Origin of the sequence: Pseudoduganella lutea (assembly GCF_004209755.1) — a bacterium.
Lineage (GTDB): Bacteria > Pseudomonadota > Gammaproteobacteria > Burkholderiales > Burkholderiaceae_D > Rugamonas > Rugamonas lutea.
In genome coordinates, this window is record NZ_CP035913.1 from 4,991,777 (window position 1) to 5,015,064 (window position 23,288).

Here is a 23,288-nt window from a genome sequence, read left to right on the forward strand (position 1 = left end):
ATGGCCACGACATTCCTGCACCTGCTTGCCGACCGCGATGGCGTATCGACCGGCCTGCTGTCCACGCGCGGCGGCCGGTGCGCCGGCGCCGCCGCGCTGTCGGCCGTCACCGGCGATGTGGCGGGCCATTGCCATGGCTGACATGGCGATCGCCCGTTGCCTGGCCCTATGCCGCGTGGCCCGTTCACAGCGGGGGCCGGCGCTGGCGGCAACGCTCGACCGGCTGGAAGAAGAACTGGGCGGGCTGTCTGCGCGGCGCGGCCCGGCACAATTGGCCGAAGCAGCCGAAGCGGCCGAAGTGGCCGGAGTGGCCGACGCGGCAATGGAACTCGACCTTGCCGGGTATGTCACCGGCTGGAACGCCGGTGCCGGAGAGCTGTTCGGCTACACGGCCGCTGAAGCGATCGGGCAGCACGTGCTGTTCCTGTACCCGGACGACGATCAGGGGGGCATCGCCGAGCTCGTCGTGGAGCACGACCGGGCAAGCACCGAAGTACGCCGCCGCCGCAGATCCGGCGACACGCTTCGGGTGCGGCTGTCGATCACGCCGGTCAAGGATGCGGCCGGCGACGCAGCCGGCATGCACGTGCGACTGGCCCCGGTCGAGGAGGGCATGTCGGTGGCCGGGAAAGCCAGCCTGCATGCCCGCATCATCGACGAGACTGACCAGGGCGTGGTGGTCATCGATGCGAACGAGCGGATCGTGTCGGTCAATGGCGCGTTCACGCGCATCACCGGCTATACGCGGGCCGATGCGATCGGCCAGACGCCGGACCTGCTGCGCTGCGGTACCAACGATTGGCGTTTCCGGTCGCTCGTGCAGGCCGCGCAGGCCGGCGCCGCGCCGTGGCGCGGCGAGCTCACGGGGCACCGCAAGAACGGCGAGCCGTTTCCGCAGACAGCGGTCGTCAGCGCCGTGCGCGACGGGACCGGCCGCATCAGCCATGTGTTCGCGCTACTGACCGACATCAGCGTGCACAAGGATGCGGAGGCGCGCATGCAGCGCCTGACCAGCTACGACGCGCTGACCGGACTGCCAAACCAGGCCCTGCTGATGCAGTTGCTGGGACAGGCGATGGCCGCGGCGCGGCGCAACCGCGACAGCGGCGCACTGCTGGTCGTCGAGATCACGCGACTGGGTGCCATCACCGACACGCTGGGCCACGAGATCAGTAACGCGCTGCTGGTCGAGGCGGGCAAGCTGCTGCGCTCGCGGCTGCGCGAGGGCGACATCCTGGCGCGGCTGGGTGGCGGCAAGTTCGCCATCGGCCTGCCGCGCATCGAACGGCGCGAGCATGCCGCGCTGGTGGCGCACAAGGTCACCGAGGTGCTGGCCGCACCGATCGCGGTCGGCCAGCATTTGCTGCAGGTCGGCACCCACGTCGGCATCGCCGTCTGGCCCGAGGATGCGCACGAACCGGGTGCGCTGCTGCGCGGCGCAGACGTGGCCGCCACGCGCGCCGGCACCAGCACGGAACCGGCGCTGCTGTTCTTTTCCGAAGAGATGAACCAGCGTGTCAGGGAACACCTGCGCATCGAAAGCGAACTGCGCGACGCGCCGGGCAACGGCGAACTACTGCTGTACTACCAGCCGAAGGTGAGCCTGCGCAGCGGCCGCATCGTCGGCGCCGAGGCGCTGCTGCGCTGGCGGCATCCGGTGCGCGGCCTGGTGTCGCCCGGCGTGTTCATTCCCGTGGCCGAGGAGACCGGGTCCATCATGGCGCTCGGCAACTGGGTGATCGAGGAAGCCTGCCGGCAGATCGCCCGGTGGCGCGATGCGGGCGTGGCCATGCCGCCCGTTGCCGTCAACCTGTCGGCACGGCAGTTCGACCGCGGCCTGCCGCAGCGCATGGCCGCGGTACTGGAACGCCACCAGGTGCATCCCGGCCAGATCATGCTGGAGATTACGGAGAGCCTCCTGGTGCGGGGCGCCGACACCGTCATCGCGATCATGAACGAGCTGGTGGCGATGGGGCTGGCACTGGCGCTGGACGACTTCGGTACCGGTTACTCGAGCCTGGCCTACCTGAAGAAATTCCCGATCAGCACGCTCAAGATCGACCGGGCCTTCGTCGTCGGCCTGCCGCACGAGGAAAACGACTGCGCCATCGCGCGCGCGATCGTCACGATGGCGCAGCAGCTGCGCCAGGAAATCGTGGCCGAAGGCGTTGAAACGATGGAGCAGATGACCTTCCTGCGCGAGCTGGGCTGCGACCAGTTGCAGGGCTACCTGTTCAGCCAGCCCGTGCCCGCCGCCGATTTCGAGCGTATGCTGCGCGGGGGACAGTGCCTCGCGCTGGCTCCACCGGATTGCTGAAGACTGGCTCTTGGACGGAGCCAGTGGCACGGCGACAATGGTCCCTCGACAAAAACGAGGGAACCATGCCTGCTGCCACCATTGTCCATCCCGCCATGTTCCGCCGCAGACGCCGGGGAGCACGGCCATGAAGCGCGCCGACCTGGGCCAGCTGGTGCTGGTGGCGGCGATCTGGGGCGCTTCCTATCTTTTCATACGGATTGCCGCGCCAGCGTTCGGCCCCGTGGCGATGGCGGGCGCGCGGGCGACCCTGGCCTCGCTGATGATGCTGCCGCTGCTGCTATGGCGCGGCCTCGGCGGCGAAACGCTGCGTCACTGGAAGGGCATCCTGCTGGTAGGCGTGACCAACGTCGCGCTGCCTTTTCTCCTGTTTAATTTCGCCGCGCTGGCGATCCCGGCCGGGCTGTCGTCGATCCTGTCGTCGACCACGCCGCTGTTCGCCGCGCTGGTCGGCGCCATCTGGCTCGGCGAAGCATTGACCGTGCAGCGCATGGTCGGGCTGGCGACCGGCTTCGGCGGCGTCGTACTGCTGGTGGCCGACAAGGTGCACCTTGGTGATGGCGAGCTTTGGCAGACGCTTGCGGCAACGCTGGCCTGCCTGGCGGCGACGATGCTGTACGGGTTCACCGGCAATTTCACCAGGCGTTACCTGGCCCATGTGGCACCGCTGGCCGTGGCCGGCGGCAGCCAGGTTGCCGCCGCCGTGCTGCTGGCGTTGCCGATGATGGTGAGCTGGCCGCGGGCAATGCCGTCCGCGCATGCCTGGTCCGCATTGCTGGCGCTGTGCGCGCTGTGCACCACGTTCGCGTACGTGCTGTTCTATGGGTTGATCGCGCGCCTCGGCGCCAGCCGGGCGATGAGCGCGCTGTTCCTGATCCCGGCATTCGGCGTGCTGTGGGGCGGCCTGTTCCTGGGCGAGCCGTTCACGTTGCGGATGGCCCTGTGCTGTGGCGTGATCCTGGCCGGCTGCGCGCTCACGATGGGCCTGCTCAAACTGCCGGGATGGTGCGATTCACCCCGCAGGCTCGGCGGCTAGCACCAACCTCATGGCGCCAACCTCATGGCGCCAACCTCATGGCGCCAACCTCATGGCGCCAACCTCATGGCGCCAACGGGGAAAGCCGCCCGGAAGGGCGGCTTTCGTTGTTTCCGAATGGCCGGAAAGTGCGCCTGGGCGCGGGGGACAGGGCGCAATCAGCCCTTGTCGTTCTTGTGGCTCTGCCGGCCGGCCTGGGCGTGCTGCTCGGGCGTGCCGCCGCGGGTACCGCCGCCGCTCGAGCCCTGATTGCCCTGATTGCCACCACCGCTGGAGCCCTGGCTGCCGCTCTGGCGGTTGCCATCGTTCTTGTGGCTCATGCTGCCGGCCTTGCGTGCCTCTTCCGAGGTGAACTCATGCGCATTGCCGGAAGCATGCGCTGCGCGGCCACCTTCCGAGGCGATTTCGCGCTGGCGCTGCGGATCCATGGAGGCGAAGCCGCGGTTGCTGGTATCGCCGCTTTGCTTGCTGCCTTTGTTGCCGCCCTGGTTGTTGCCTTGGTTCGATGATGCCATGGTTCTCTCCTTGATCGTGATGAACATTGCACATCCTTTACGAAACCTGTGTTCACGCCCAAAATCGCGTGCAAGTCGTGTAAAGGAGCGCTCATCTTAGGCGCATCGGATGGACGTTTTTATAAGAGGTCACGACTGTGCCTTGTAGGACAAAGCCCCATATAAAAGTAACACAGCAATTTGAAAATGTAACATTCATAGCCTTGGCGGAATCCTATGACCATCACCGCAACACTGGCGTTTTCCACCTTGCCGCCCGCCGGGCCGGCAAGCCTTGCAATGCGGGCGCAACCATTACGGCTGTGTCCCGGCGACGATTTGCGCAGCGCCATCGAACAGGCCTTCCAGGGGCAGGGCGCCGCGTTTGTATTGCAGGCGATCGGCTCGCTATCGGTCGCGCGCCTGCGCTTCGCCGGCCGCCCGCAAGCCGATGAGATGACGGGCGACATCGAGATCCTCACGCTGGCCGGTTCCGTGTCACCGGCCGGCGCCCACCTGCACATGACAATCGCCGACGCCGAAGGCCGCGTAGTTGGCGGCCATGTCGCGCCAGGCTGTATCGTGCGCACGACGGTGGAGCTGCTGGCGGCGGTGCTGCCTGGCCACGTCTTTTCCCGTGAAATGGATCCGGCGACGGGGTATCCGGAACTGGTCATCGCGGGTGCGCGCTGCGCTCCGTAGCCGGATACCGCGTCCCGCCCTCGCAGTCGCCACGACGGCCGAGCACGTGTCCACCATGGGGCCAGGCTCGAAACCGGACACGAACGCGGCACTGATACGGTCAGCAGAAGCATTCTAGCGCCGAGGCCGTGTCCGAAAACGGGGTTGACCCCATGGTGGACACGGCCTCGTCAGTTGCGTCGGAGGTGGGGCCCGGACCGGATGCCGTATTGCCTGCGGCGCCTGTCAGCGGGTGGTCGGTTTGGCGCTCCGCAGCGGATCGAGCAGGCTGCGCAAGTCGTTATGGTCGAGCTCGTACATCAGCGCCAGCAGCGCGCCCAGCTCGCCCTTTGGAAACCCGGCGCCGGCAAGCCAGCCCAGATAATGGCCGGGCAGGTCGGCAAGCTTGCGGCCTTTGTATTTTCCATAGGGCATCTCGCGAACGAGGAGCAGGGTAAGGGCTTCGCTATTCATGGTCGGGGTATTGTTGCATTGGCATCAGCAGGCACTGGCCGGGTTGCACGACATTTGCAAGAAAGGCTTGCAAAAGGGCGAGCTCATCGCCGGAAAGCCGAAGCTGCGCCTTGATCAGGGCGTTTCCGGGTCGGCAGCGGGATCGCCCAGCTGGGCAGGCCCTTTCTTCAGCTGCTTCATGAATTGCTTGAAGTGCGGCTGGAACTCGGCGAACAGCGGATGATCGCGGTTTTCCAGCAGCACTTCGGAGAACAGCTTCAGGCCCACGGCAAACGACGTGGCGGTGTCCGGATCGAAATCGCCGCGGCCGCGCATGCGCTCGACGATGGCAAAGATGTCGTCATGGTTGCCCGTGTCGAATACCAGTGGGGCGCGCGTGACGGGATTGCCACCCGGGTCCTGCACATGTTCGACGGTGATGCGGTAGCGGTGCTGCTTCATGCTTTCTCCCCGATTGAGTTCAGTCCGGCAGCAGCAGCGCATGCTGCGTGGCGGTATGGAAATCGCGCCAGACACGGTTGATGGCGGCATCTTCCCGCGCCGCCTGCAGGCCGCAGTACGGATACAGGCCATCGACGGCCCGGCGGCAGGTGTCCACCAGTTGCAAGGATACCCGCTGCAGCAGGACTTCGTCCGGTACCGTGTGCCGGACCACCGCGGCCCAGGCGCTGTCGAGCGCGGCATACAGCGCCGCCCGATCGGCCGCCAGTTCTTCGCGTGTTCGCGCCAGCCGCGCCGCCACCGTCGGCACCTCGATCAGCGGCACGCCGGTGCCGTGCTGGCGCCGCGCCGCGACGAGGTCCCCGGCCAGCGCCACGAAATGGCCGGCCATGCCGAGCAGGTTGGCCGCCAGGGTTACATAGGCAAGCGCCATGAACGGGAAGCGATAAAGCGGGCCATCGGCCGTGGCGTGGGCGGCATCGATGGTGAAGCCATGGCTGGCCGGCACGCGGGCGCCGTCGATCCGGTACGCATGCGACGCCGACGCACGCATGCCGATCGCCTGCCACGAAGCCTCCCGCGCCACCTGCCGGGCCGGCACGACGAAGGCGCGGATGCGTGGCTTGCCATGCCCGTCGCGCAGCACTTCGCCACGCTCGCGCAGCACGGCGTTCAACGTGAAATGGCTGGCCATTGGTGCGCCGCTGGCGTAATCCCAGCGGCCGGTGATGAGGAAATCGTCGCCGTCGATATCGGCAAAGCCGGTCGGGGCCCCGCTGCCGGCCAGGCAGGCGCCCGGCATCGCCATGATGTCGCGCGCCAGGGCAGGGGGCAGGAAGCCGGCAAACCAGCCGGCACCCGCGCACAGCGTGACGACCCAGCCCAGGCTGCCATCGGTGGCCGCGATGGCCTCTTCCAGCCGCACCACCTCCGGCAGCGGCAACTCGGCACCGCCCGCGGCGCGCGGCGCCAGCATCTTCAGCCAGCCCCGCTCATGGATGTGCGCCTGCTGATCCGGCAGCAGGAAGCCTGCCAGCTCGGCCTCGCGCCACGGATCCGCTGAAACTGTTCCATCACCCGCCATAGATGCGCTCCAAGCTGCCCTTGCCGAAGTATTTTTCATATTCGGCGGCCGCGTTCACGTCCATCATGCCGGCGAGGTAGTCGAGCACCAGCCGCTCGCGCGTGTCCTTCAGGCAGCGCAGTTCCGGCGGCAGCAGTACGTTGTCGCGGTTGTAGTTGCGGTCGGTCAGCACCTCGAACAGGCCGCGGAGGATTTTCTCGCCGCGTTTTTCATACAGCTGCACATCCTTCTTGCGCAGGATCGCCTTCCACAGCAGGGTTTTCAACCCGCGCGCCAGCGGGCCCATCGCGCGGTAGCCCAGCTCGGGGCCGTGCGGACCGTCGACCACGGCGATGTCGCGGCACAGCTCGTGCACGATCTGCGACGTCATTTCCTTGCGCAGCACGATCGAATATTCCTCGGAGCTGGCCTGCGCCTCGCTTTTCAGCGCTTCCTCGTGGGCGCCATGGGCGATGCGCGAGAACGGTTCGAATGCGTCGGCGAAATCGCGGCTGATGCGGAATTCATGCAGGATCTCGCCCCACGTGATGATGCCGAAGCTCATCGCATCTTCCAGGTCGTGCGCGGCATACGCGATCTCGTCGGACAAATCCATGATCTGCGCATCGATGGTCTTGCGCAGCGACAGCCCATGCCGGGCCAGTTCACCGGACAGGAAATGGAAATCCTCGTCGTACAGGAATTTCCTGGGATTGTCGGCACGGCGGTAGAAGTACTTGGTGATGCCGGCCAGCGTGCGCACGGTGAGATTCAGGCCGGCATAGGCATGGTGTTTTTTCTCGAGGGTGCGCAGGATGCGGAATGCCTGGGCATTGCCTTCGAAGCCGCCATGCGCGCAGCCCAGTTCATCGAGGATGCGCTCGCCGTAATGCCCGAATGGCGGGTTGCCCAGGTCGTGCGCCAGTGCGCATGTTTCCGCGACAACGCTGCGTTCGAGCCCCAGGTCGGCGGCGATCGAGCGGGCGATCTGCGCCACTTCCAGGCTGTGCGTCAGCCGGTTGCGGTTGAAGTTGGCGGCATCCACGCCGAGCAGCTGCATCTTGCCCTGCAGCCGGCGAAACGACGCCGAATACAGCACGCGCGCATAGTCGCGCATGCATTCCTCGCGGCCCTCGGCGCGGCCGTCGGCCTGCGCATGGACACGTACTTCGAGCGGCAGGATCAGCGCTTCCTGCTCGCGGGCGAATTCCCTGGTTGCGGTACTGTACATATCGAATCCTCGTGATGACCGCCGATTGTAGCCCGCCGACGGGTGTATATTGCTGCCGATTCATCTTTCGCTTCACATTTCGCTTTACATTTTCGACCCACATCTGACACCACCGAGCATGTCCCCGGCTATCCTGTTTTTCGTCATCTTCGCGTATTTCGGCCTGTTGCTGGCGGTGGCCTGGGCCACGTCCCGCAACGCCGACAATGCCAGTTTCTTCATCGGTAACAAGAGCTCCAACTGGGCGCTCGTCGCCTTCGGCATGGTCGGCACCACGCTGTCCGGCGTCACCTTCATTAGCGTGCCCGGCGCAGTCGGGCGCGACGGCTTCGGCTACCTGCAGATCACGCTCGGCTACGTGATCGGCTACCTGGTCGTGGCATTCGTGCTGCTGCCGTTGTACTACCGGCTCAGGCTGACGTCGATCTACCACTACCTCGACGTGCGGCTGGGCCGGCGCTCGTACCAGAGCGGCGCCGCGTTCTTCATCGTGTCGCGCACGCTGGGCGCCACCGCGCGGCTTTACCTGGTCGTCAACATCCTGCAAGCCACGATCCTGGACCGCCTCGGCGTGCCGTTCTGGGCCACGAACCTCGTGATCCTGCTGCTGATCCTGCTGTACACCTATGAAGGCGGCGTGAAGACGATCGTCTGGACCGATACGCTGCAGACGACCGGCATGCTGGCCGGCCTCGTCACGTGCGTGTGGTTCCTGCTGCACACGCTGGACCTGTCGGTCATGGACAGCCTTTCGCAAATGCAGTCGGCAGGCCTGGCGCGCGTGTTCGACTTCGATGTCGACAGCCCCGGCTTCCTGTGGAAGCAGGTCGTGGCCGGCGCGTTCATCACGATCGCGATGACGGGCATGGACCAGGAGATGATGCAGAAGAACATCTCCGTACGCACCTTGCAAGGCGCGCAAAAGAACATGCTGCTGCTCACGTTCATCCTCGTCATCGTGCTGGGCCTGTTCCTGTTCCTTGGCGGCCTGCTGCACCTGTATGCGCCGCAGGCGGGCGTGACGGCCACCGGCGACAGGCTGTTCCCCACGATCGTGATGGACCACCTGCCGGCGGCGATGCAGCTGATCTTTTTCGTGGCACTCGTGTCGGCCCTGTTTCCCAGCGCCGATGGCGCCATCACGGCGCTCACGTCGTCGTTCTGCATCGACCTGCTCGGCCTGCAGCGGCGCGGCCTGTCCGAGCGCGCGCAGGTGCGCCGGCGCCACCAGGTGCACCTGGGCTTCTGTGCCCTGTTCCTGCTGCTCGTGATGGTGTTCAAGTGGATCGACAGCGCCAGCATGATCGGCGTGATCCTGAAGCTGGCCGGCTACACGTATGGCCCGCTGCTGGGCCTGTTCGGCTTCGGCTTGCTGACCCGGCGCGACGTGCGCGACCGCCTGGTGCCGGCCGTCGTCATCGCCGGGCCGGTGCTGTGCGCGCTGCTGGAACACTGGCAGCACCTGTTCCTTGGCACTTACAGGCTGGGGCTGGAGCTGCTGCTCGTCAACGGCCTGTTTGTGTTCGCGGGGCTGTGGCTGGTTTCCTCACCCGGAAGACGTGGCGCGCCGGGCGCCGCAAACTGATACAGTCACGTAATACAGTACTAAACCAAATTATCAACTTTAATCCCCGGAGTTGCCCGTGTCCCGATCCGTGTTTTCCTACGTCCGTGGTGGTATTGGCCGCGTGTGGCGCTTCATCGATGCCAGCCGCCGTGCCGTGATGAACCTGATTTTCCTCGTGATCGTCATCGCCTTGCTGTATGCAATCTTCGGCGGCGGCGTCAAGCCGCTGGGTGAGAAGACGATGCTGGTGCTGAACCTGAACGGCCAGCTGGTCGAGCAGGCGCCCGGTGGCGCCAAACTGGCCGCGCTGGCCAATCTCGGCGACGAGAACGTGCGCCGCTATATCCAGCTGCGCGACGTGCTGCGGGTGCTGGACAACGCGGGGCGCGACCCGGACATCGGCGGCGCCGTGCTGCTGGTGGACGAGATGGAAGGCGGCGGCCCGGCGATGCAGCGCGAGATCGCGGCCGCCATCGACCGCTTCCGCGCCACCGGCAAGAAGGTCGTGGCCTGGGGGTCGAACTACAACCAGAGCCAGTACCAGATCGCGGCCCATGCCAGCGAAGTCTACCTGCACCCGATGGGCACCGTGATCCTCGATGGCTACGGCAAGTACCGCACCTACTACCGCGATGCGCTGGACAAGCTGGGCGTGACGGTCAACCTGCTGAAGGTCGGCAATTTCAAGAGCGCGGCCGAGCCGCTGGTGGCCAACGGTCCGTCGCCGGCCGCCGCCGAAGCGGAAGCCTACCTGAACAACGACCTGTGGAACCGCTACCTGCAGGACGTGGAAAAGGCCCGCAAGCTGCAAGCCGGCACGATCGCGCAAGGCATCGAGAACCTGCCGGCCCTGCTGGAACGGCACGACGGCAACCTGGCGAAGATGGCGCTCGGCGTGAAACTGGTGGATGGCCTGAAGACGCGCGACGAGATCCGCAAGCTGGTGCTGGAGCGCGGCGTGCCCGATGCGCAGAACAAGTCGTTCCGCCAGGTCGCCTTCGATGACTACCTGGCGCGCCTGCCGCAGCACATCGCCGGCGACGCCGTCGGCGTGGTGATGGCGGTCGGCGAAATCGGTGACGGCATCGCCGCGCCGGGCGCGATCGGCGGCCTGTCCACGTCGAACCTGATCCGCATGGCGCGCGAGGACGAGAACATCAAGGCCATCGTGCTGCGCGTCGATTCGCCGGGCGGCAGCGCGTTCGGTTCGGAACTGATCCGCCGCGAACTGGAACTGACGCGCGCGGCCGGCAAGCCGGTGGTCGTCTCGATGGGCAACCTGGCCGCATCGGGCGGCTACTGGATCTCGATGTCGTCCGACGAGGTGATCGCCGACGCATCGACGATCACGGGCTCGATCGGCGTGTTCGCGCTGTTCCCCACCGTGGACAAGGTGATGGACAAGCTGGGCATCCACACCGCGGGCCAGCCCACCACGTGGCTGGGCGACGCCGGCAACCCCACGCGCCCGATGGACCCGCGCTTCGGCCAGCTGCTGCAATCATCGATCAACAACGTGTATGCGGAATTCACGACGAAGGCCGCGCAAGCCCGCAAGAGCACACCGGAAAAGATCGACGCCGTGGCGCAGGGCAGGGTGTGGACGGGGGCCCAGGCGCAGGAGCGCGGCCTGGTCGACACGCTGGGCAGCTTCAACGACGCGGTACGCTCCGCCGCGCGCCGCGCCAAGCTGGGTGCTGACCCACGCATCGTGTACATCGAGCGCGAAACCACGCGCTTCGACAAGCTGCTCGACTTCTTCGGCGCCCCGCAGGCCATCGGCGACGTGATCGACGCCGCCGTCGCACGGCAAGTCGGCTCGGTGCTGGCGCCAGCCGGCATCCCCGCCGGCGTGGCCGGCCATGTCGCCAGGGAGCTGAACTGGCTGAACGACATGACGGCGAAGAAAAAGCCATTCATGGCGCTGACGCACTGCATGTGCGGGGTGCCGGAGTGACGCGGTAATGTGGTGGCGCGGCCGCCGGCGATCGACTCGCGACGTGCGGTCTTTCATCGGTTCGGCCGGTGCGCAGCCGCGCCTGGCGCAGTGGCTCGATAACGGGCGGCTGGCTGGGGAAACGTGAGTTGACCCCATCTGGCCGGCGTGCAGCCGGCCAGCCTTCGATTTTTCTTCCTTCTCCGGCCAGGAATTCTTCCAGCGCCCGCCGCGACATCGACTACGCAAAACCATCGCGATGTCGACCCCGGCCGGTTTCGGCCCACCTGCCAACGCCCGGCATCCCGCAGGGCTCTTCATGAACGATACCCAGGTTTCCTGCGCATGGCCGGACGGATCAGTCACGCCTGGTGTGATGTGAAAGAAGGTCGACCTGACAGCATGGGCTATGCAGTCCCTGTGTGAACAGGAGAGATACATCCTTGCCAATGCTCGAAAGGCAAGTGTTGGTAATGTGTCTTGCGGTAAGGACAGGAATGGCACCGTTCCTGTCGTCAAGGCGCGACTGTCCCGGACGTTTCGCGGCACAGTTTGATCCAGGGCAATCCCACGATATATCCCGGCGGCATGATTTCAGTTCCGAAAATTACAACCGGGAAATCGCAATGAGTACCGTAACGACGCAATTCGATGCTGTTCTGGACGGCACGCAGCAATATTACCGGCCGCTGCTGCCGTGCAGCATCCCTGGCCTGGACAACGACGCCGGCTTCTCCACGATCTGGTACGCAACAGACATTCTTGCGACCGACCAGGCGGAGCAGAACGGGCTCTACAACTACGCCACGCAGGTACTCACGCCTACCGTCAGCGGCAACTACACGATCACGGTGGACGCCGCGCAGGGCCTGCTGGCCCCGGGCGGCAGGTCCGATACCCAGATCTGGCTGTATGACACGACCTTCGATCCGGAGGATCCGCTCGTCAATGTCATCGCCGCGAACGAGGACATCGATTTCGAGGACGAAGATGGCGAGCCGGCCATCTGGCTGTCCCACCTGCCGAACATGGCCCTGGTTGCCGGACATACGTACGTGCTGGTGGTGACCACGTATTCCCCCGACGCCACCGGCTTTGCCAACTTCAGCGCCACGGGGCCCGGCGACCTGATGCTGGGCGACCTTCCGTCGGACACAACGCCACCGGTGATGGAATCGGTCGGCGTGCCGCCGGTGGGCACGTATGGCGCCGGCGAGCATCTCGATTTCACGGTCACGTTCAATGAAACGGTGCTGCTTGAAACGAGCGCCGGCTGGCCGACGCTGGGCATCGCCATCGGCGGCCAGACCGTGCAGGCCGCCTACGCGAGCGGCGCCGGTACCGACACGCTGACGTTCCGCTACACGCTGCTCCCAGGCCAGGAAGACACCGACGGTATCGCCGTCACGGGGTTGATGCTGCACGGCTCCTTCATTCACGACCTTGGGTACAACGAGGCGGACATCACGCTGCAGGACGTGGGCGACACCAGCGGCGTGCTGGTCGGCAGTGCCGCGCCGGCCATTGTCGCGGTCGCGGTACCGGCGGCGGGCACGTACGGGCAGGGCGGCCAGCTCAATTTCAGGGTCACGCTCGACGAAGCCGTCATCGTCGACACCAGTGGCGGCACCCCGCGTATTGCGCTCAATATCGGCGGCCAGACCGTCCACGCGCATTACGTGAGCGGCAGCGGCACCACGTCGCTGGTCTTCCAGCACACGCTGGCAGGCGGCATGACCGATAACGATGGCGTCACGATCGGCGCATTGTCGGCCAATGGCGGCACGCTGAGGGATGCCGCAGGCAACGATGCCGCGCTCGCGCTGCATGGTGTGGCCAGCACCGCGGGCGTGCTGGTCGACAGTCTCGCACCCGCCGTCGTCGCAGTCGCGGTACCGGCAGCGGGCACCTATGCGATGGGCGGGCAGCTGCAATTCACGGTCACGTTCGACGACGCCGTCACCGTCGGCACCGGCGGCGGCACCCCGCGCATCGCGCTGGACGTCGGCGGCCAGGTTCTCTACGCGAACTACGTGAGCGGCAGCGGCACCACGGCGCTGGTCTTCCAGCACACGCTGGCAACCAACAGGTCCGATACCGACGGCATCACGATCGGCTCGCTGCAGGCCAATGGCGCCACCCTGAAGGATGCCACCGGCAATAACGCCGCGCTGGCGCTGCAAGGAGTGGCCAGCACCGCGGGCGTGCTGGTCGACAGTGCCCCGCCTTCCATCTTCGGCAACATCGGCGTCCCCGCAGCGGGCTCGTACCGTGCCGGCGAAACGCTGACCTTCAACGTGGTCTTCGATGATAACGTGATCATCACGGGCACCGACAGCACGCTGGGGCTGACGATCGGCAGCACGGGGCGCTTTGCCACCTTCGCTTCGAAGACGCAGAATTCGATCACGTACACCTACACGGTGCAGGCGGGCGACAACGATACGAACGGCATTGCGGTCACCTCGCTGAATGCCGGCACCAGCACGATCCGCGACGCGGTCGGCAATGACGCTTCGCTGACGCTGTTCAGGCATGTGCCGTCAACAACCAACATCCTGGTCGACACGCGGGCACCGGCGGTGACCGCCGTGGCGGTACCGCCGAACGGCGCCCACGCTGCCGGCACGGTGCTCGATTTCACGGTCACTTTCGATGAAAACGTGACCGTCACCGGCACCGACGGCACGCTGGCGCTGACGATCGGCGCCACCGCACGTACTGCGACGTTCCTGTCCAGCGGCGCGAGAACGGTGACCTACCGCTATACCGTGCAGGCTGGCGACAACGATGCCGATGGCATCGCGGTCGGTGCCATCAACCTGGGTGCCGGCGCGATCCGCGATGCGGCCGGCAACAATGCCGCGCTGTCGCTGGCCGGGCGCGTGCCGCCGACCGCCGGCATCATGGTGGACACGCAGGCGCCCTCGGTCACCAGCGTGACAGTACCGCCGGATGGCACGCACAAGGCCGGCACGGTGCTCGACTTCTCGGTGACCTTCGACGAGGCGATCATCGTTACCGGTACCGATGGCACGCTGGCCCTGACGATCGGTGGCATCGGGCGCAACGCCACGTTCCTGTCGAGCAGTGGCAACACGATTACCTATCGCTACACCGTGCAGGCCGGCGACAACGATGGCGACGGCATCACGGTCGGCGCCATCGGCCTGGGCACCGGGACCATCCGCGACGCGGCCGGTACCAATGCGGCGCTGTCGCTGGCCGGGTACGTGCCGTCGACCGCCGGCATCATGGTGGATACGCGGGCGCCGGCCGTGGCCAGCGTGACCGTACCGCAGGATGGCACGCACACCGCCGGCGCGGCACTCGACTTCACAGTTGCCTTCGACGAGGCGGTTACCGTTACCGGTACCGATGGCACCCTGGCGCTGACGGTCGGCGGCACCGTACGGGAGGCGACTTTCCTGTCCAGCACCGGCACCACGATCACGTATCGCTACACCGTGCAGGCCGGCGACAACGATGCCGATGGCATCACGGTCGGCGCGATCAACACCGGTAGCGGCGCGATCCGCGACGCGGCCGGCAACGATGCCGCGCTGTCGCTGGCCGGGCAGGTGCCACCGACAACCGGCGTCGTGGTGGACGCGCGCGCGCCGGCGGTAACCGGCGTATCGGTACCGCAGGGTGGCTCCCACGGCGCCGGCGCGCAGCTCGATTTCACGGTGACCTTCGACGAAGCGGTGACGGTAAACGGCATGGATGGCACGCTGGCCCTGGCGATCGGTGGCGCCGCACGTAATGCAACGTTCCTGTCGGCCTCCGGCAACACGGTGACTTACCGCTACACGGTGCAGGCCGGCGACAACGATGCCGATGGCATCACGGTCGGTGCGCTGGCACTGGGCACGAGCACGATCCGCGATGCGGCCGGCAATGATGCGGCACTGTCCCTGGCCGGGCAGGTGCCGCCGACCGATGGCATCGTGGTGGACACGCAGGCGCCGGCGGTGGCCGGCATGACGGTGCCGCTGGGCGGCATCCATGGCGTTGGCACGCAACTCGACTTCACGGTCGCTTTCGACGAAGCGGTGGTCGTTACCGGCACGGATGGCACGCTGTCCCTGACGATCGGCGGCAGCGCACGCAACGCCACGTTCCTGTCCAGCACCGGCGACACGGTGACGTATCGCTACACCGTCCAGGCTGGCGACAGCGATGCCGACGGCATCACGGTTGGCGCGATCGGCCTGGGTGCCGGCGCGATCCGCGACGCAGCCGGCAACGATGCCGCCCTGTCGCTGGCCGGGCACGTGCCGCCGACAAGCGGCATCGTGTTGGATGCGCGCGCACCAGAGGTGACGGGCATGACGGTACCGGCGGACGGTGCGCATGCCGCGGGTGCGGTTCTCGATTTCACCGTTGCGTTCGATGAAGCGGTGACCGTCACCGGCACTGACGGCACGCTGGCGTTGACGATCGGCGGCATGGGCCGCAGTGCGACGTTCCTGTCAAGCACCGGCAACACGGTGACGTATCGCTACACCGTGCAGGCCGGCGACAACGATGCCGATGGCATCACGGTCGGTGCGCTGGCACTGGGTACGAGCACGATCCGCGACGCGGCCGGCAACGATGCCGCGCTGTCGCTGGCCGGGCACGTGCCGTCGACCGCAGGCATCTCCGTGGATACGCAGGCGCCGGCGGTGGCCGGCATGACGATACCGGCGGACGGCCTGCGTGCCGCCGGTGCGGTTCTCGATTTCACGGTGGCCTTCGACGAGGCGGTTACCGTTACCGGCACCGACGGCACGCTGGCGTTGACGATCGGCGGTACCGCACGCAGTGCGACGTTCCTGTCCAGCACCGGCAATACGGTGACGTATCGCTACACCGTGCAGGCAGGCGATAACGATGTGGACGGCATCGCGATCGGTGCGATCGATCCTGGCGCCGGCACGATCCGCGACGCGGCCGGCAATGACGCGGCGTTGTCGCTGGCCGGGCACGTACCGCCGACCGGTGGCATCGTGGTGGATGCGCAGGCGCCGGCGGTGGCCGGCATGACGATACCGGCGGACGGCGTACGTGCCGCCGGTGCGGTGCTCGATTTCACGGTGGCGTTCGACGAGGCGGTCACCGTCACCGGAACGGATGGCTCCCTGGCCCTGACGATCGGCGGCATCGGGCGTAGCGCAGCGTTCCTGTCCAGCACCGGCAACACGATCACCTATCGCTATACCGTGCAGGCGGGCGACAACGATGCGGACGGCATCGCGGTCGGTGCGATCGATCCTGGCACCGGCACGATCCGCGATGCGGCCGGCAACGATGCCGCGCTGTCGCTGGCCGGGCACGTGCCGCCGACCGCCGGCATCGTGGTCGATACGCAGGCGCCCGTGGTCACCAGCGTGACCGTACCGCCGGATGGCACGCACAAGGCCGGCACCGTGCTCGATTTTTCGGTGACGTTCGATGAGGCGGTCACTATTTCCGGTACCGATGGCACATTGGCCCTGGCGATCGGCGGCATCGGGCGCAACGCCGCGTTCCTGTCCAGCACCGGCAACACGGTCACGTACCGCTACACGGTGCAGGCCGGCGACAACGATGCCGATGGCATCACCATCGGTGCGCTGGCACTGGGCACGGGCACGATCAAGGACGCGGCCGGCAACGATGCGGCGCTGTCGCTGACCGGGCTCGTGCCATCGACCGCCGGCATCGTGGTGGACACGCAGGCACCGGCGGTGGCCGGCATGACGGTACCTCAAAATGGCACCCTCAGCGCTGGCGCGGTACTGGATTTCACGGTGGCCTTCGACGAAGCCGTGCTCGTTACCGGCACGGATGGCGCGCTGGCCCTGACGATCGGCGGCACCGCACGGGAGGCGACTTTCCTGTCCAGCACCGGCAACATCGTAACCTATCGCTATGCCGTGCAGGCTGGTGACAGCGATGCGGATGGCATTGCGATCGGTGCGATCGACGTCGGCACCGGCGCGATCCGCGACGCGGCCGGCAACGACGCGGCGCTGTCGCTGGCCGGGCACGTGCCGCCGACCGGCGGCATCGTGGTGGATGCGCGCGCACCGGAAGTGACCGGCATCACGGTACCGGCGGACGGCGCGAGTGCTGCCGGTGCGGTGCTTGATTTCACCGTTGCGTTCGATGAAGCGGTCACCGTCACCGGCACCGATGGTTCGCTGGCCCTGACGATCGGCGGCATTGGGCGCAGTGCGGCATTCCTGTCCAGCACGGGCAATACGGTGACGTATCGCTATACCGTGCAGGCAGGCGACAACGATGCCGACGGCATCGCGATCGGGGCGATCAGCCTGGGTGCCGGCGCAATTCGCGACGCGGCCGGCAACGATGCGGCGCTGTCGCTGGCCGGGCACGTGCCGTCGACCGCCGGCATCACCGTGGATACGCGCGCGCCGGCCGTGGCCGGCGTGACGGTACCGCCCGATGGCACGCACAAGGCCGGCACCGTGCTCGATTTCACGGTGGCCTTCGATGAAGCGGTGACCGTTACCGGCACCGACGGCACGCTCGCCCTGGCGATCGGCGGCACCGCACGCAGTGCGACTTTCCTGTCCAGTACCGGCAACACGGTGACGTATCGCTACACCGTTCAGGCAGGCGACAACGATGCGGACGGCATCGCGATCGGTGCAATCGATCCTGGCACCGGCACGATCCGCGACGCGGCCGGCAATGATGCGGCGCTGTCGCTGGCTGGAAACGTGCCGCCGACCGGTGGCATCGTGGTCGATACGCGGGCGCCGGCGGTGGCCGGCATGACAGTACCGCCGGGGGGTTCCCACGGCGCCGGCACCGCACTCGACTTCACGGTTGCCTTCGACGAAGCTGTCACCGTTACCGGTACCGATGGCACGCTGGCCCTGACGGTCGGCGGCACCGCACGCAGTGCGGCATTCCTGTCCAGCACCGGCAACACGGTGACGTATCGCTACACGGTGCAGGCTGGCGACAGCGATGCCGACGGTATCGCGATCGGTGCCATCAGCCTGGGCGCCGGCACGATCCGCGACGCGGCCGGCAACGATGCGGCGCTGTCGCTGGCCGGGCACGTGCCGCCGACCGGCGGCATCGTGGTGGATGCGCAGGCGCCGGCCGTGACCGGCGTGGCCGTGCCGCAGGATGGCGTCCATGACGCCGGCACGCAGCTCGATTTCACGGTGACCTTCGATGACGCGGTGACCGTCACCGGTACAGAAGGCTCACTGGCGCTGACGATCGGTGGCATCGGGCGCAGTGCGGCTTTCCTGTCCAGCACCGGCAATACGGTGACGTATCGCTATACCGTGCAGGCAGGCGACAACGATGCCGACGGCATCGCGATCGGGGCGATCAGCCTGGGTGCCGGCGCAATTCGCGACGCGGCCGGCAACGATGCCGTGCTGTCGCTGGCCGGGCTCGTGCCGCCGACCGCCGGCATCACAGTGGACACGCGGGCGCCGGCCGTGGCCGGCGTGATGGTACCCCCGGATGGCACGCACAAGGCCGGCACCGTGCTCGATTTCACGGTCGCCTTCGACGAGGCGGTGACCGTTACCGGCACGGATGGCACGCTGGCGCTGACGATCGGCGGCATCGGGCGCAGCGCGGCGTTCGTTTCCGCCAGTGGCAACGCGATCACTTATCGCTACACGGTGCAGGCCGGCGACAACGATGCGGACGGCATCGCGGTCGGCGCCATCGGCCTGGGTGCCGGCACGATCCGCGACGCGGCCGGCAACGATGCCGCGCTGTCGCTGGCCGGGCGCGTGCCGCTGACCGGCGGCATCAGGGTGGACACGCAGCCGCCGGCCGTGACCGATGTATCGGTACCGCTGAGCGGCGTCCATGGGGCAGGGGACCACCTCGATTTCACGGTGAGCTTCGACGAGGCGGTGACCGTTACCGGCACTGACGGCACGCTGGCGCTGACGATCGGCGGCATCGGGCGCAGCGCCACGTTCCTGTCCAGCACCGGCAGCACGGTCACCTACCGCTATACGGTGCAGGCGGGTGACAATGATGCCGATGGCATCACCGTCGGTGCGCTGGCACTGGGCACGAGCACGATCAGGGATGCGGCCGGCAACGATGCATCGCTGCTGCTGGCGGGCCACCTGCCCGGCACGGGCGGTATCCGGATCGACGCCGATGCGCCCGCCGTGGCCGGCTTCATCGGCGTGCCCGCACCCGGCACCTATGCGGCCGGCGACACGCTGGTATTTTCGGTGACGTTCGATTCGAGCGTCACCGTGCAAGGCGGCATCAGCGTGCTTGGCCTGGTGATCGGTGGCGCAGCGCGCGAAGCCGTGCTCGTGTCCAGTGCGGGCCCGGTGCTGACGTATGCCTACACGGTGCTGCCGGGGGACATCGACGCGGACGGCATTGCCGTCGGCGGCATCGCACTGAACGGCAGCACGATCAGGGATGCGGCCGGCAACGATGCGGCGCTGGCCCTGGGCGGCCACGTGCCGCCGCTGGGTGCGGTGCTGGTCGATGCGCAGGCGCCGTCGGTCACCGGTGTCGCCGCTCCCGCGGCCGGCACATATGCCGCGGGCGACACGCTGGCCTTTACCATTACCTTCGATGACAACGTGGCGGTCACCGGCACGGACAGCACGCTGACCGTGAACGTTGGCGGCGTGAACCGGGCAGCGGCCTTTGCGTCGAGCAACGGGAATTCGGTGACCTATACCTATACCGTGCAGGCAGGGGAAAACGATGGGGATGGCATCGCGATCGGCGCGCTGTCGCTCGGCACGAGCACGATCCATGACGCGGCCGGCAACGATGCGGCCCTGTCGCTGGCGGGCCGCCTGCCGCCGACCGGCGCAATCCTGGTCGATACGCAGGCGCCCGTGGTGACGGGCGTCGCGGTGCCGGGCAATGGCGTTTACGGCACCGGCATGCACCTCGACTTTACCGTCGCCTTCAGCGAGGCCGTGACCATCAGCAGCACCGACGGCACGCTCTATCTCGTTGTCGGTGGTACGCTGCGCACCGCGACGTTCCTGTCCAGCGGCAGCAATGTCATCACTTACCGCTACACCGTGCAGTCGGGCGATGCCGATGCGGACGGCATCAGCGTCTTCGGCATCTCCCTCAACGGCAGTACCATCACGGATGCCGCCGGCAACGATGCGGTGCTGGTCCTGGCCGGCCATGTGCCGTCGCTGGGCGGCGTGCGGGTCGATACAACCGTGCCGGGGCCGATCGATACGCAGGCGCCATCGGTGACGCACGTGGGCACGTCCGCCGATGGCACCTACGCGGCGGGCGAGCAGCTGGAGTTCACGGTGATCTTCAATGAAAGCGTGATCGTCACCGGCGCCGACAGCGCACTGGGCCTGACGATAGGCGGCGCCGCGCGCAGCGCCACCTTCCTGTCCAGCAGTGCCAACGCGGTGACGTACCGCTACACGGTGCAGGCCGGCGACAACGATGCCGATGGCATCACGATCGGCGCGCTGGCGCTGGGCACGAGCACGATCCGTGACGCGGCCGGCAACGATGCGGCCCTGTCGCTGGCCGGGCACCTGCCGCCGACCGGCGCAATCCTGGTCGATACGCAGGCGCCCGTGGTGACCGGCGTGGCGGTGCCGGGCAATGGCGTGTACAGCACCGGCATGCACCTCGACTTTACCGTCACCTTCAGCGAGGTCGTAGATGTCGCCGGTGCGGGGAGCACGCTGGGCCTCGCCATCGGCGGCGCCGTGCACAATGCGCAATTCCTGTCCAGCACCGGCAACACGATCACCTACCGTTACACGGTGCAGCCGGGCGATGCCGATGCCGACGGGATCAGCGTCGTCGGCATCACCCTCGACGGTGGAACGGTCACGGATGCCGCCGGCAACGATGCGACACTGGCCCTGGCCGGCCAGGTACCGCCACTGGACGGGGTGCTGGTCCAGGGAAGCTTGCCCGATACCACCGCCCCGGTATTCATCAACGCCAGCGTCAATGGCCGCACGCTGGTGCTGTCGTACGACGAGGCCGGCCTGCTCGACGCGGTGCATGGCCCGGCCGCCGGTGCGTTCACGGTCATGGTGGCCGGCGTGGCCAGGGCCGTATCGGTCGTCGCTGTCGACGCCGACGCCCGCACGGTCACGTTGACGCTTGCCACGGCGGTGCGCCATGACCAGCCGGTGACGGTGGCGTATGCCGACCCGACCGCGGGCAACGATGCCGCTGCGATCCAGGATGTGGCCGGCAATGATGCCGCGCCGCTGGCGGCGACACCGGTCATGAACACCACCCCGCCGATCCTGACACCGCCGCCGGTCGATCCACCGCCGGTCGACCCGCCACCCGTCGATCCGCCGCCTTTCGGCGACGCCACCATCGATGGCCTCGTGGTGCGGACCGTCACCGAGACCCAGGCCGATGGCTCGGTAACGCAGGTCATGACGATTCCGGTCGTGACGGCGAGCCGTGTCGAGCAGGTGGGAGCGGTGGACATGGCCGACATCCCGCTCGTGACGAATGCGGCGGGCACGAGCCTGCTGACCGCGCAGCTGCCGATCGGCTATGGCCTGCAGGCCAGTGGCGCGACGCAGCCGACGACGGTCGACGCATCGTCGACCGACCTGATTCGCGAGATCCGCGCGCATACCGCCAATGGTTCCGCCGACCAGGCACAGCTGACCGGCGCCGGCACCAGCTTCATCGGCACGCTGGACGACGGGGGCGCACTGCTGGTGCAGACCATCGTGCCCATCGCCGCCGGGGATGCCGTGCCCGGCCGGCTCATCATCACCGGCGCACCGGCCGCCGCCGGCCACGTGCCGACGGCACTGGTAATCGACGCCCGTGGATTGCCGCCCGGTACGAGCATCGAGCTGAACGACGTGGAGTTCGCGGCGGTGGTGGGCGCCGTGCGGATCGTCAACGGTGCCGGGGCGCAGATCGTCTTCGGTGACGGCGCTGCCCAGGAAATCATGCTGGGCGAGGGCGACGACGTGCTGCACGGCGGCGCCGGCAACGATATCGTTGGCAGCGCCGCCGGCAACGATCGCGTATTCGGCGACGAAGGCGACGACATCGTCTTCGGCGGCGAGCATGACGACATGGTCGATGGCGGCAGTGGCAACGATATCGTGCAACTGGCCGGCGCCGGCCGGTCCGACTACAGCCTGCGCGTGGTGGACGGCAACCTCGTCATGGCGCACCGTGACGGCGGTATCGATGGCACGGACGTCGTCAGCAACGTGGAGACACTGCGCTTCCTGCGGGCCGACACGTCCACGGCCGGCACGGTGGGCCGCCTCGTCGAGGCACTGACCGGCGACCCCGCCAGCGTGGCCACCGTGGATGCATTGGTGGTCATGGCCGGGCAGGGCGCGGGCCTGTCGCATATCGCGCACATACTGTACGGGCAGGCCGGCCCCGACGCGCTGGACGACACGGCCTTTGTCGGCCTGCTGTACCGCAACGTGTTCGGCCGGGAGGTCGACAGCGTGGGGGACGCCTACTGGCCCGGGCAGCTGGCAGGCGGCGCGGCCCGGGCCGACGTGGCGCTGCTGATCGCCGATTCCGCCGAAAAGCTGGCGATGCCGACCGACGTGCATTTCGGCGATACCGACGTGGGCACGCTGGTGCGGTTGTACAGCACGCTCTACGACCGCGCGCCGGACGAGGGAGGGCTGAACTTCTGGATCGCCGCGCATGAAAGCGGCCTGGCGATGGCATCGATCGCCGATGCGTTCGTGGCCGATGTGGAGGGCCGCAGCCAGTACGGCGGGCTTGGCGATGCCGACTTCGTGACGGCGCTGTATCACGCGGGCATGCATCGCGAGCCTGGCGCGGAGGAAGTGCAGTACTGGACCGGACTGCTGGGCGAAGGCCACGCCGACCGCGGCGACGTGCTGCTCGCCTTCGCCGACTCGGCGGAAAAGGTGGCGCTGGTGGGGACCATGTCGAGCACGTTCGACCTCGTGTAAGGCATGCGGTGCAGCGCGGCGCGGCCCGGTCCCCGGTCCGCGCCGCGACTTTTTTGCTGCAAGTGCACAGGCCATGCTTCGGCGGTGAATTCGCTTGACCATCGGCCAAGCGCGGGCC

Annotated in this window: 12 protein-coding genes; 7 read left to right on the forward strand and 5 right to left on the reverse strand. The window is 67.4% G+C overall.

Annotated elements, in window-relative coordinates; translation table 11 throughout:
* From EWM63_RS31850 to EWM63_RS21350, 3 genes are all read left to right on the forward strand, one after another.
* A complete protein-coding gene (locus EWM63_RS31850; protein WP_165390884.1) occupies positions 1-141 on the forward strand; it encodes a hypothetical protein in 141 nt (46 codons plus the stop codon).
* Complete coding sequence (locus EWM63_RS21345) at positions 134-2,317, forward strand: putative bifunctional diguanylate cyclase/phosphodiesterase (RefSeq protein WP_130188338.1); 2,184 nt, start codon at positions 134-136, stop codon at positions 2,315-2,317. The genes EWM63_RS31850 and EWM63_RS21345 overlap by 8 nt, the downstream gene beginning before the upstream one ends.
* 127 nt (positions 2,318-2,444) lie before the next feature.
* Complete coding sequence (locus tag EWM63_RS21350; protein WP_130188339.1) at positions 2,445-3,353, forward strand: DMT family transporter; 909 nt, start codon at positions 2,445-2,447, stop codon at positions 3,351-3,353.
* 158 nt (positions 3,354-3,511) lie between these two features.
* On the opposite strand, the gene EWM63_RS21355 is transcribed toward EWM63_RS21350, so the two are convergent.
* Positions 3,512-3,868 (reverse strand): KGG domain-containing protein, encoded by a 357-nt coding sequence (locus EWM63_RS21355; RefSeq protein WP_130188340.1) that lies wholly within the window; start codon positions 3,866-3,868, stop codon positions 3,512-3,514.
* A 279-nt stretch (positions 3,869-4,147) separates the two neighbouring features.
* On the opposite strand from EWM63_RS21355, the gene EWM63_RS21360 reads away from it, so the two are divergent.
* Positions 4,148-4,549 (forward strand): PPC domain-containing DNA-binding protein, encoded by a 402-nt coding sequence (locus EWM63_RS21360; protein WP_130190521.1) that lies wholly within the window; start codon positions 4,148-4,150, stop codon positions 4,547-4,549.
* 225 nt (positions 4,550-4,774) lie between these two features.
* Here the strand turns inward: EWM63_RS21360 and EWM63_RS21365 are convergent, their stop codons facing one another.
* The 4 genes from EWM63_RS21365 to dgt form a co-directional block, all read right to left on the reverse strand.
* Positions 4,775-5,002, reverse strand: coding sequence for a DUF3820 family protein (locus tag EWM63_RS21365; protein ID WP_130188341.1), 228 nt, complete (start codon positions 5,000-5,002; stop codon positions 4,775-4,777).
* Between the two features lie 114 nt (positions 5,003-5,116).
* Positions 5,117-5,443 (reverse strand): DUF3861 domain-containing protein, encoded by a 327-nt coding sequence (locus EWM63_RS21370; RefSeq protein ID WP_130188342.1) that lies wholly within the window; start codon positions 5,441-5,443, stop codon positions 5,117-5,119.
* Between the two features lie 19 nt (positions 5,444-5,462).
* Positions 5,463-6,527, reverse strand: a complete 1,065-nt coding sequence (locus EWM63_RS21375) for an acyl-CoA dehydrogenase family protein (RefSeq protein WP_130188343.1) — start codon at positions 6,525-6,527, stop codon at positions 5,463-5,465.
* Positions 6,517-7,737: a dGTP triphosphohydrolase gene (gene dgt / locus EWM63_RS21380; RefSeq protein WP_130188344.1), complete on the reverse strand. Its 1,221-nt coding sequence runs from the start codon at positions 7,735-7,737 to the stop codon at positions 6,517-6,519. Before dgt ends, EWM63_RS21375 begins: the two co-directional genes overlap by 11 nt.
* A 118-nt stretch (positions 7,738-7,855) precedes the next feature.
* Between dgt and EWM63_RS21385 the strand changes: the two genes are divergently transcribed.
* From EWM63_RS21385 to EWM63_RS21395, 3 genes are all read left to right on the forward strand, one after another.
* Positions 7,856-9,322: a sodium:solute symporter gene (locus EWM63_RS21385; RefSeq protein WP_130188345.1), complete on the forward strand. Its 1,467-nt coding sequence runs from the start codon at positions 7,856-7,858 to the stop codon at positions 9,320-9,322.
* Between the two features lie 58 nt (positions 9,323-9,380).
* Positions 9,381-11,261 carry a signal peptide peptidase SppA gene (sppA, locus tag EWM63_RS21390; protein WP_130188346.1) on the forward strand — a complete coding sequence of 627 codons (1,881 nt, stop codon included), beginning with the start codon at positions 9,381-9,383 and terminating at the stop codon, positions 11,259-11,261.
* 605 nt (positions 11,262-11,866) lie between these two features.
* Complete coding sequence (locus tag EWM63_RS21395) at positions 11,867-23,170, forward strand: DUF4214 domain-containing protein (protein WP_130188347.1); 11,304 nt, start codon at positions 11,867-11,869, stop codon at positions 23,168-23,170.
* The last annotated feature ends 118 nt before the right edge of the window (positions 23,171-23,288 follow it).

What these genes read in the sequence shown, in the direction of transcription:
- EWM63_RS21345 (WP_130188338.1), top strand. Translation starts at nt 134, where the DNA reads ATGGCTGACATGGCGATCGCCCGTTGCCTGGCCCTATGCCGCGTGGCC.
- EWM63_RS21395 (WP_130188347.1), top strand. Translation starts at nt 11,867, where the DNA reads ATGAGTACCGTAACGACGCAATTCGATGCTGTTCTGGACGGCACGCAG.
- EWM63_RS21365 (WP_130188341.1), bottom strand. Translation starts at nt 5,002, where the DNA reads ATGAATAGCGAAGCCCTTACCCTGCTCCTCGTTCGCGAGATGCCCTAT.
- EWM63_RS21385 (WP_130188345.1), top strand. Translation starts at nt 7,856, where the DNA reads ATGTCCCCGGCTATCCTGTTTTTCGTCATCTTCGCGTATTTCGGCCTG.
- EWM63_RS21350 (WP_130188339.1), top strand. Translation starts at nt 2,445, where the DNA reads ATGAAGCGCGCCGACCTGGGCCAGCTGGTGCTGGTGGCGGCGATCTGG.
- EWM63_RS21360 (WP_130190521.1), top strand. Translation starts at nt 4,148, where the DNA reads ATGCGGGCGCAACCATTACGGCTGTGTCCCGGCGACGATTTGCGCAGC.
- EWM63_RS21355 (WP_130188340.1), bottom strand. Translation starts at nt 3,868, where the DNA reads ATGGCATCATCGAACCAAGGCAACAACCAGGGCGGCAACAAAGGCAGC.
- dgt (WP_130188344.1), bottom strand. Translation starts at nt 7,737, where the DNA reads ATGTACAGTACCGCAACCAGGGAATTCGCCCGCGAGCAGGAAGCGCTG.
- EWM63_RS21375 (WP_130188343.1), bottom strand. Translation starts at nt 6,527, where the DNA reads ATGGCGGGTGATGGAACAGTTTCAGCGGATCCGTGGCGCGAGGCCGAG.
- EWM63_RS21370 (WP_130188342.1), bottom strand. Translation starts at nt 5,443, where the DNA reads ATGAAGCAGCACCGCTACCGCATCACCGTCGAACATGTGCAGGACCCG.
- EWM63_RS31850 (WP_165390884.1), top strand. Translation starts at nt 1, where the DNA reads ATGGCCACGACATTCCTGCACCTGCTTGCCGACCGCGATGGCGTATCG.